Genomic DNA, 9,871 nt, shown 5'->3' on the forward strand with positions numbered 1-9,871 from the left:
AAAGGCTTTAAAGTGGGACTTTTTGGCATGACCGAAAGAACGTTTGCGCGCGCCGCGCTGCTGGCGCCGCTTGTGGCATCGGCCATAGCCATGTCGGGCTGCGTCGGCTCTCCGACCTACGGAACCGACAAGACCGCCGCCGAGCAACTCGCCGACGACGTTTCGGGCGCCATCGCGATCACGCCGAAGCGCCGCGATCCTATCGACTATAAGCCGCGCCCGGACTTGGTGAAGCCTGCGCCGGGACAGAAGGAAACTCTGCCGCCACCGCAGGAAAGCATCCAGACGGCGAGCGCCGACTGGCCCGAATCGCCCGAGGCGCGCCGCGCCCGCATTCGCGCCGACGCGACCGCCCACCAGAACGACCCGAACTACCAGCCGGAAGCGGTCGAGGACGTTCAGACCGACCCGGTGGCGGTGAAGAAGGCTTTGGCCGATTCTGCATCCAGCCATCCGCCGCGCTGGTCGCCGGACGATTCCAGCGCGACCCGAACCGCCGAGATCCAGCGCCGCCTCGCGGAGCAGAAGCAGGGCAATCCCAATGTCCGCAAGTATTTGAGCGAGCCGCCGCTTGCCTATCGTCAGGCCGCCGACACCGCGCCGCAAAACGAGCTCGGCGAGGACGAGTACAAGAAGGAGCGCCGGCTCAAGGCGCAGGCGGAAGGCAAGAAGGGCGGCGGCTGGTTTGACTGGCTGGGGCTGTAAGTGGCGAATAGCGATTTACGAATAGGTCTCTGTTGCTCACTACTCACGACCTGCTTCTTTGCTACTCACTGCTTGCGTCAACCATTCACCATTCACTGCCATTCCGCCTCTCGCGAAAGAACTCCTTCAGGATGAGGGCCGCTTCGCTTTCGCCCAAGCCGGAATAGACGTCCGGCGCGTGGTGGCAGGTGGGCGAGGCGAAGAAGCGCACGCCGTTGACCACCGCGCCGCCCTTCTCGTCGGCCGCGCCGAAATAGAGCCGGCGGAGTCTCGCGAACGAAATGGCGCCGGCGCACATGGCGCAGGGCTCGAGCGTCACATAGAGATCGTGACCGGTAAGCCGCTCGCTGGCGAGTTGCCGGCAGGCTTCGCGGATCGCCAGCATTTCGGCATGCGCAGTCGGATCGGCCAACTCGCGCGTGCGGTTGCCGGCCTTGGCCACGACAATGTTGCCGTTGGCGATCACCGCGCCGACCGGCACTTCGCCCCGGCTTGCGGCCGCTTCGGCTTCCTTGAGCGCCAAAGCCATGAAATCCGGCCGCTTCACGCGCTTTGCATTCCGATTACTCCTCGCCACCCGACGGTGATCCTGTTATCTAGCGCGTGACCCTGAAAACCGGAATCGGTTTTTGCCGCGCTGCTGCATGCGCAAATCAAGATGACACTGCCTGCATAACGTGTCCGACCGGGCGCGTACGCCGCGGCAGTCCAAGAAGAGCAAGATCCATATGGACGACGACAAGAAATCATCACGCAAAGGGCCGGGCAAAGGCGGATCGAAACCGACGCCGCGCGGCGACAAGCCGTTCCGCCAGGGAGCGCGTTCGCAGGGCAAGCCCTTCGAGAAGCGCGATGGCGCGCGCAAGCCTTACACGCAGCGTGACGACAGGCCGATGGCCGCCGATGGCGAGCGCCCCGCGCGCGATTTCAAGCGCAGCTACAAGCCGCGCGCCGTCGAGGGCGCGGAACGCGGAGAACGACCGTTCCGCAAAGGACCGCGCCCCGAGGGAAAGCCGTTCGAAAAACGCGATGGCGCCCGCAAGCCCTATACGCCACGTGGCGATCGGCCAGCGGCCGCGGAAGGCGAGCGCCGCGATTTCAAACGCAGCTATAAGCCTCGTGACGGGGGCGAAGGTGGAGAGCGTGGCGAACGACCGTTCCGCAAAGGTCCGCCGCGCGACGGCAAACCCTTCGACAAGCGCGAAGGGCGCAAGCCCTACACGCCGCGCGGCGACCGGCCGATGGCCGCCGAAGGCGAACGCGCCGAACGGCGCTTCGATCGCCCCAAGCGCGACTTCGGCGATCGGCCTAAGCGGGATTTCGGCGATCGGCCCAAGCGCGACTTGGCCGACCGGCCGCAGCGCGAAGACGGAGGCGACTTCGCGCAGCGCCCGAAGCGGGATTTCGCCGATCGAGCGCCGCGCGACAGCGCCGCGAGAAAGCCGGAAGGCGGCTTCAAGCCGCGCCCGCGGCCCTCAGAAGCAGCGCCGGAGGCCGGCGAGCGCATCGCCAAGCGGCTGGCGCGCGCCGGCATCGCCTCGCGCCGCGACGCCGAGGAACTCATCGCCGCCGGCCGCGTCAAGGTCAACGGCAAGGTGCTGTCGTCGCCGGCCCTCAACGTCATGCCCGACGACGTCATCCATCTCGACGGCACGGAGATCCCGCCGATCGAGCGCACAAGGCTGTTCCTGTTCCACAAGCCGGCAGGCGTGGTCACCACCAACCGCGATCCGGAAGGCCGCAAGACCGTCTTCGACGTGCTGCCGGCCGATCTGCCGCGGCTGATGACCGTCGGCCGCCTCGACATCAACACCGAAGGGCTGCTGCTGCTGACCAATGACGGCGGGCTGTCGCGGGTGCTCGAACTGCCGGCCACCGGATGGCTGCGGCGCTATCGCGTGCGCGTCCACGGCAAGGTCGAGGAGAGCAAGCTCACCGCCTTGCGCGACGGCATTGCCGTCGACGGCGTCTTCTACGGCTCGGTCGAGGCCTCGCTCGACCGCGAGCAGGGCAGCAATGCCTGGCTGACGATCGGCCTGCGCGAAGGCAAGAACCGCGAGGTCAAGAACATCCTCGGCGCGTTGGGGCTGGAGGTGACGCGGCTGATCCGCATCTCCTACGGGCCGTTCCAGCTCAACGAGCTGCCCGAGGGCCACGTGCTGGAAATAAAGGGCCGCACGCTGCGCGAGCAGCTCGGCGAGCGGCTGGTTGAAGAGTCCGGCGCCAATTTCGACGCCGAGATCCAAAAACCGTTCTCCAACAAGCCGGTGCGACGCAGCGAGCCGCGCCGCGATGAGGACGAGCGGCCGAAATTCACGCGCGAGGGCGACCGCCGGCCGATCGGCGAGGGCGGGCTGATCAAGGCCCGCAAGCGCCGTGAGGGCAGCCGCGACGAGGCGCTGAGCAAGCTTTCGACGAAGCCCGAGCGAGCCTTCGGCGAACGCGGTCCCCAGTCTCGCTTCGACAAGTCTGGCTTCGACAAATCCGAGCGCGGCTTCGGCAAGTCCGAGCGCGGCTTCGGCGGCAAGGCCGGCAAGAAAGGCGAACCGCGGCCGATCGAACCGCCCGGCCAGCGCAAGGCCAATGTCTGGATGGCGCCGGGCGCGCGTCCCATCGGCAAGGGCAGGGCGGAGGCCGACGCCGCGAAGGCCGCGGAAGCGAAGGCGCGGAAGGCGTCGTTCAGGCCGGGCGGCAAGGGCACGCCGTTCGGCAAGCCAAGAGACGATCGGCCGGAGGGAAGCGGCGGCGACAGGCCGCGCGGTCCGAAGGGGCCGAGGGGTGGCAATGCGGATCGTCGGCGGTGAGTTTCGCGGGCGTCCGCTGGCGACGCCGCGTTCCAATGCCATCCGTCCGACCACCGATCGCACCCGCGAGGCGGTGTTCAACGTGCTTGCGCATCGCTATGCCGAAAAGCTCGAAGGCGGCCGTGTGCTCGATCTCTTCGCCGGCACCGGCGCGCTCGGGCTGGAGGCGCTGTCGCGCGGCGCCCCCTATTGCGTCTTCATCGAGGAATCGGCGGAAGGGCGCGGGCTGATCCGCGACAATGTCGAGGCCTTCGGGCTCACCGGGCGGACCAAAATCTTCCGCCGCGACGCGACCCATTTGGGCGAAGCCGGCACGCTGTCGCCCTTCGGCCTGGTCTTTGCCGACCCGCCCTATGGCAAGGGCCTCGGCGAGCGCGCGCTGCGCTCGGCAAAAGCCGGCGGCTGGCTCCTGCCCGGCGCGCTCTGCGTGGTCGAGGAGGCGGCGTCCGCGCCGTTCGAACCGGGCGCCGGTTTTTCCGTGGTGGACGAGCGCGGCTATGGCGACACGGTGATCCGGTTTGTCGAGGTGGGGTGAGGGGCACGTCCCTTCTCCCGCAAGGGAAAAGGAAATGACGCACGCGCCTCGAAAATGACGAACAAATCACTTTGCCTCGCCATGGAACCTTTTCTATCGTCGCGCGACCGAAACCGGAGCATTTGATGACATTGAACACCAGAGGCCTGCGCGCAGCATTCCTTGCCGGCGCGCTGGCGTTCGCGGCGCAGGCTCCGGCACGCGCCGCCGACGAAGCCGCGGTCAAGGATTTCCTGCTCGAGAACGGCCTGGAAGTCGTCGTCATTCCGGACCATCGCGCCCCGATCGTCACTCATATGGTATGGTACAAGATCGGCAGCGCCGACGAGCCGCCCGGCAAATCCGGCATCGCGCATTTCTTTGAGCATCTGATGTTCAAGGCTACGAGCAACCACGCCGCCGGCGAGTTCGACCGCGCGGTGGCCGACATCGGCGGCTCGAACAACGCCTTCACCTCCTACGACTACACCGCCTTCCATGAGACGGTGCCGCCTTCGGCGCTCGAGGAGATGATGGGGTTCGAGGCCGACCGCATGCGCAACCTCGTCCTCACCGACGATGTCATCAAGACCGAGCGCGACGTTATCCTGGAGGAGCGCCGCTCGCGCATCGACAACGATCCGCAGGCAGTGCTGGACGAGGAGGTCGACGCGACGCTCTGGCAGAACCAGCCCTACCGCATTCCGGTGATCGGCTGGATGCAGGAGATGGAGCAATTGAACCGCGAGGATGCCAAGGCCTTCTACGACACCTTCTACCGGCCGAACAACGCCGTGGTGATCGTCGCCGGCGACGTCGATCCGGACGCGGTGAAGGCGATGGCCGAAAGGACTTACGGCAAGGTGGCGCGCGGGCCGGACCTGCGGCCGCGCATCCGCCCGGTCGAGCCGGAGCAGAACACCAAGCGCACCGTGACGCTGACCGATGCGCGCGTCTCGGTGCCGAGCTTTTCCACGCAATGGGTGGTGCCGTCCTATCACACCGCCAAGCCCGGCGAGGCGGAGGCGCTCGATCTCCTGGCCGAAATCCTGGGCGGCGACAACCGCAGCCGCCTCTACCAGCAGCTGGTGGTGAAGCAGGGCATCGCCTCCGGAGCCGGCGCGTTCTTTCAGGGCACCATGCTCGACGCCACCAACTTCACCGTCTATGGGTCGCCGCGCGGCGACGCCAAGCTTTCCGAGGTCGAAGCGGCGGTCGATGCCGAGGTCGCGCGCATTGCCAAGGACGGCGTGACCGGTGACGAGCTGGAGCGGGCCAAGACCCGCTATGTCCGTTCGATGGTCTTTGCTCGCGACAAGCAGGACGACATGGCCAATATGTACGGCTCGACGCTCGCCACCGGCGGCAATGTGAAGGATGTCGAGGAATGGCCCGACCGTATCCGCAAGGTCACTGCCGCAGAGGTCAAGGCCGCGGCCGCCCGCTACCTGGTGCTAGACCGTTCGACGACCGGCTATCTCCTGCCGCAACAACAGGCGGGGAATTGATGATGAGCATGGAACGCGGACGAATGAGCGCTTCTTCCCTTCTCCCCTTGTGGGGTCCGAAGGACGGGGCGAGACCCGTGGCTCGCCCCCGGGCGGTGGACGCGAAGCGGCCGGATGAGGGGCGCCCCAGCTGGGCGATATGCTCCTCCGTCTCGGCGCTGTGCGCCGATCCACCTTCTCCCACAAAGGGAGAAGGTGGGGTCTACCGTATCGTCGCAACCCTCTGCTTTGCCCTATTCTTCCTGCTCTTGCCGGCGCTGGCCGCCCACGCGGAGATGAACATCCAGGAGGTGAAGTCGAAGAAAGGCATCACCGCCTGGCTGGTGGAAGACCATTCGATCCCGCTGGTTGCCATCCGCTTCGTCTTCGACGGCGGCACCGCGCAGGACCCTGCCGGCAAGGAAGGTCTGGTCAATCTGATGAGCGGCCTGTTCGACGAGGGCGCCGGCGACCTCGACAGCGAGGCCTTCCAGTCGAAGCTGGACGACGCCGGCGCCGAGATGAGTTTTCAGGCTGCACGCGACGGCCTTTATGGCTCGATGCGCATGCTGTCTGATCAAAAGGACGAGGCGTTCGGCCTGCTGAAGCTGGCGGTGAACAGCCCGCGCTTCGACCAGGCGCCGATCGACCGCATCCGCGCCCAGATGCTTTCGGGCATTCTCGCCAATGAGCGCGACCCCAACACGATCGCCCAGCAGCGCTGGCTGCGCGCGATCTATGGCAAGCATCCCTATGCGCGGCCGGATGAGGGGACGAAGGAGAGCCTGGCCACCATAACGGCCGCCGACCTCAAGGCCTTTCGCAAAGCGAGTTTCGCGCGCGCCGGCCTGCATGTGGCGGTGGTGGGCGACATCGACGCCGCCACGCTCTCCGGCAAGCTGGACGAGGTGTTCGGCGACCTGCCGCAGACGCAGACGCTGGCCCAGGTGGCGGACGTGTCGCTGAAGCTCGGCCAGCAGCTGGAAGTGAACTACGATCTGCCGCAGACCTCGCTGCAGCTTGCCTGGCCCGGCGTCAAACGGAGCGATCCCGATTTTTACGCGGCCGTGCTGATGAACGAGATCCTCGGCGGCTCGACTTTCACGTCGCGGCTTTACGAGGAGGTGCGCGAGAAGCGCGGCCTTGCCTATAGCGTCAGCTCCGATCTCGTCGATCACGAGCATTCCAACGCGCTGCTGGTCACGACGGCGACGCGTTCCGACCGCGCCGCCGAGACGCTCGCCATTGTGCGTCAGGTGGTGAAGGAGATGGCCGAGAACGGCCCGACCGAGGAGGAGCTCGCGGCGACCAAGAAATACATGATCGGCGCCTACGCCATCAACAATCTCGACTCCTCCAGTTCCATTGCCGCGACGCTGGTCGAGCTGCAGCTCGACGATCTCGGCATCGACTACATCAGGCGCCGCGCCGCGCTGATCAATGCGGTGACGCTTGCAGACGTCAAGGCGGCGGCAAGGAAGCTTCTGTCGGCCGACCCGGCGATAATGGTGATCGGACCGCCGCTGGTGCAGGTGGCGGGAGCCCGCAAGGGATGAGCCCGACCTTCGCGGTTGCCTTCGGCGGCGGCGGCGCGCGCGGGCTGGCGCACATTCACGCCATCGAGGCGTTGGACGAGCTAGGGATCAAACCGGTGGCGATCGCCGGCTCCTCGATCGGCGCCATCATGGGCGCCGGCATGGCCGCCGGCATGCGAGGGGCGGAGATCCACGAGTACAGCCGCTTGATCCTCGGCAGCCGCGCCGAGGTGGCCGCGCGCATGTGGCGCTCGCGGCCGGGCACGATCGCCGAGGCCATGCAGGGCGGCATCCGCGTCGGCCAGTTCAATATCGAGCGCATCCTGAAGGCCTTCCTGCCTGACGCCATTCCGGCGACCTTCGAAGAGCTGAAGATTCCGCTCAAGGTGACGGCGACCGACTATTTCGGCCACAAGCTCGCGGTGTTCTCGCAGGGCGATTTGCAATCGGCGCTGGCGGCCTCGGCCGCCATTCCGGCGGTGTTCCGCCCGGTGATGCGCGACGACCGATTGCTGATCGATGGCGGCATCTACAACCCGGTGCCCTTCGACCTGGTCGAGAAGGATGCCGACATCATCATCGCCATCGACGTGGTCGGGGCGCCGAGCGACGTCGAACGCAAGCATCCGACCACGGTCGACCTCATGTATGGCGCCACGCAGCTGATGATGCAGTCGATCATCGCCAACAAGCTGCGGCAGCACCCGCCGGATATTCTTATCCGTCCGGCCGTCTCGAAATACCGCGTGCTCGATTTCCTGAAGATCGAGACGCTGATGGCCGACACCGTCGAGATCAAGGACGAGCTGAAGCGCGCCGTCGAGAAGGCGGTCGCCGAGCGCGGCGGCAAGCTGGGCAAGGCGGTGTGAGCGGTGGGACAGGCCTGATCCGCTACGTGGAAGGACCGAGTTCTATTTGCCTGTGCGATGCAGTTTATCCATGTCTGCGTACAAGTACGCATTTTGTCATTAACTCTTCTTCGAATTCGACATTGACGCGCGCTGCGGTAGAGTTAATAATATCCTAATATATAGGGTAGCGCGAATAATCTCCCGACCGGCAACAACGAGTTTCGGCGCTACTGGGGTAGGGGAAAAGCAACGCGGCGATCATCGCCGTCGTAGCCATCACCATCGAGCCACCACCTGTCTGTGAACCGCCTTGGGCTGGCCGTTCACGGCCGGACCGTCGGGTTGCGCCTGGTTGCATGGCACTCTGATCCTTTCCTCTCCCCGTCAGACTGGGCGCCGATTCGTCGGCATGGGGTAGTCAGCCGTCTCGGACGGCCAACGAGCAGGCGCGGAGCGCGTCTGCCAGGGGGATGAAAATAATGGCTACGCAAATCTCCGGTGCCGGCGGCACCACGACGTCGTTCTCCAACACGCCGCAGGCACAGGGCGATGTCTTCAACTACACGGAAGACAACGTGGTCATCGTGTCCGCATCCCAATCCATCATCCTATTGGACGTTTTGGCGAATGATTTGGGCGGCAATGCCAAGACCCTCTATTCGATCGACGACGGCACGTCCGCATCGACGGCTACGAAGCAATACGCGCCGATCGACCTGACGACCCAGGATGCGCAGGCAACCGGCATCTCCGCCTGGGAAGACATCGGCGGCGGCGTGCTGATCCGCATCAACAACGGCAAGGTCGAGATGAACCTTAGCGGTTATCTCGCGCAGCACGGCTTCACGAGCCTGCAGGCGCTCGGAGCCGGCGACCACATCAACGAGACTTTTACCTACGCAATCAAGCTCGGCAATGGAACGTTGAGCTGGGCGAGCGTCTCGGTCAACATTCAAGGCACCAATGACGGCGCCACCATCACAGCGGCGCCGGGCGCGGACACGACTGTGGTGGAAGCTGGCGGCGTCGCCAACGGCACGCCCGGCGACCCCGGCGCACATGGTCAGCTGATCATTTCGGACGTTGATGCCGGCCAGAACCATTTTCAGGCACCGCCGAGCCTCAAGGGCATGTACGGCACCTTCACTTTCGATGCGACGACGGGAGCGTGGACCTACGCGCTGAACCAGGCACTTGCCGACCCGCTGACGCAGGGCCAGAATGTCACCGACACGTTGACCGTGACATCCGCGGATGGCACGGCGAATTACAACATCGTCGTCAATATTACCGGCACCAACGATGCCGCGGTGCTGTCGGCCGATGTGAGGAACCTGACCGAGACCGATGCGGCCGCCGACATATCGAGCAGCGGTCAGCTGACGATCTCGGATGTCGACAGCCCGGCGACCTTCGTCGCCCAGGCCGGCACGGTCGGGACCTACGGCACCTTCGCCATCGATGCCGCCGGCGCCTGGACCTACACGGCCTCCTCGGCGCACAACGAATTCGCCGCCGGCACCACCTACACCGACACCTTCGACGTGGTCAGCGCCGACGGCACCCACACCTCGGTGACCATCAACATCGACGGCACCAACGATGCCGCGGTGCTGTCGGCCGATGTGAGGAACCTGACCGAGACCGATGCGGCCGCCGACATATCGAGCAGCGGTCAGCTGACGATCTCGGATGTCGACAGCCCGGCGACCTTCGTCGCCCAGGCCGGCACGGTCGGGACCTACGGCACCTTCGCCATCGATGCCGCCGGCGCCTGGACCTACACGGCCTCCTCGGCGCACAACGAGTTCGCCGCCGGCACCACCTACACCGACACCTTCGACGTGGTCAGCGCCGACGGCACCCACACCTCGGTGACCATCAACATCGACGGCACCAACGATGCCGCGGTGCTGTCGGCCGATGTGAGGAACCTGACCGAGACCGATGCGGCCGCCGACATATCGAGCAGCGG

Annotated in this window: 8 protein-coding genes; 7 read left to right on the forward strand and 1 reads right to left on the reverse strand. The window is 65.8% G+C overall.

Going from position 1 to position 9,871, the window contains the following annotated elements; genetic code table 11:
• The first annotated feature begins 27 nt into the window (after positions 1 to 27).
• Complete coding sequence (locus A9K66_RS15955) at positions 28 to 705, forward strand: hypothetical protein (RefSeq protein WP_082953915.1); 678 nt, start codon at positions 28 to 30, stop codon at positions 703 to 705.
• Positions 706 to 790: 85 nt separating this feature from the next.
• Here A9K66_RS15955 and A9K66_RS15960 read toward each other — a convergent pair whose 3' ends face one another.
• Complete coding sequence (locus tag A9K66_RS15960) at positions 791 to 1,252, reverse strand: nucleoside deaminase (RefSeq protein WP_066996659.1); 462 nt, start codon at positions 1,250 to 1,252, stop codon at positions 791 to 793.
• Between the two features lie 181 nt (positions 1,253 to 1,433).
• Between A9K66_RS15960 and A9K66_RS15965 the strand changes: the two genes are divergently transcribed.
• The 6 genes from A9K66_RS15965 to A9K66_RS15990 all read left to right on the forward strand — a co-directional run.
• The gene (locus A9K66_RS15965) at positions 1,434 to 3,509 is read left to right on the forward strand and encodes a pseudouridine synthase (RefSeq protein ID WP_067325140.1); all 2,076 of its coding nucleotides are present in this window, start codon (positions 1,434 to 1,436) and stop codon (positions 3,507 to 3,509) included.
• Positions 3,490 to 4,044: a 16S rRNA (guanine(966)-N(2))-methyltransferase RsmD gene (rsmD, locus tag A9K66_RS15970; RefSeq protein ID WP_067325125.1), complete on the forward strand. Its 555-nt coding sequence runs from the start codon at positions 3,490 to 3,492 to the stop codon at positions 4,042 to 4,044. The genes A9K66_RS15965 and rsmD overlap by 20 nt, the downstream gene beginning before the upstream one ends.
• Positions 4,045 to 4,169: 125 nt before the next feature.
• Positions 4,170 to 5,531, forward strand: coding sequence for a pitrilysin family protein (locus A9K66_RS15975; protein ID WP_067325127.1), 1,362 nt, complete (start codon positions 4,170 to 4,172; stop codon positions 5,529 to 5,531).
• 209 nt (positions 5,532 to 5,740) lie between these two features.
• Positions 5,741 to 7,066: a pitrilysin family protein gene (locus tag A9K66_RS15980; RefSeq protein ID WP_245307551.1), complete on the forward strand. Its 1,326-nt coding sequence runs from the start codon at positions 5,741 to 5,743 to the stop codon at positions 7,064 to 7,066.
• Positions 7,063 to 7,914, forward strand: coding sequence for a patatin-like phospholipase family protein (locus tag A9K66_RS15985; RefSeq protein ID WP_067325128.1), 852 nt, complete (start codon positions 7,063 to 7,065; stop codon positions 7,912 to 7,914). The genes A9K66_RS15980 and A9K66_RS15985 overlap by 4 nt, the downstream gene beginning before the upstream one ends.
• A 461-nt stretch (positions 7,915 to 8,375) precedes the next feature.
• Positions 8,376 to 9,871: VCBS domain-containing protein (locus A9K66_RS15990; RefSeq protein ID WP_197507480.1), on the forward strand; the 1,496-nt coding region annotated here is incomplete at its 3' end.

This window comes from Mesorhizobium sp. AA23, from assembly GCF_001672435.1.
Taxonomy (GTDB): Bacteria; Pseudomonadota; Alphaproteobacteria; order Rhizobiales; family Rhizobiaceae; genus Mesorhizobium.

Coding starts and splice junctions, on each gene's coding strand:
- A9K66_RS15955 (WP_082953915.1), top strand. CDS start 28: ATGACCGAAAGAACGTTTGCGCGCGCCGCGCTGCTGGCGCCGCTTGTG.
- A9K66_RS15965 (WP_067325140.1), top strand. CDS start 1,434: ATGGACGACGACAAGAAATCATCACGCAAAGGGCCGGGCAAAGGCGGA.
- rsmD (WP_067325125.1), top strand. CDS start 3,490: ATGCGGATCGTCGGCGGTGAGTTTCGCGGGCGTCCGCTGGCGACGCCG.
- A9K66_RS15975 (WP_067325127.1), top strand. CDS start 4,170: ATGACATTGAACACCAGAGGCCTGCGCGCAGCATTCCTTGCCGGCGCG.
- A9K66_RS15985 (WP_067325128.1), top strand. CDS start 7,063: ATGAGCCCGACCTTCGCGGTTGCCTTCGGCGGCGGCGGCGCGCGCGGG.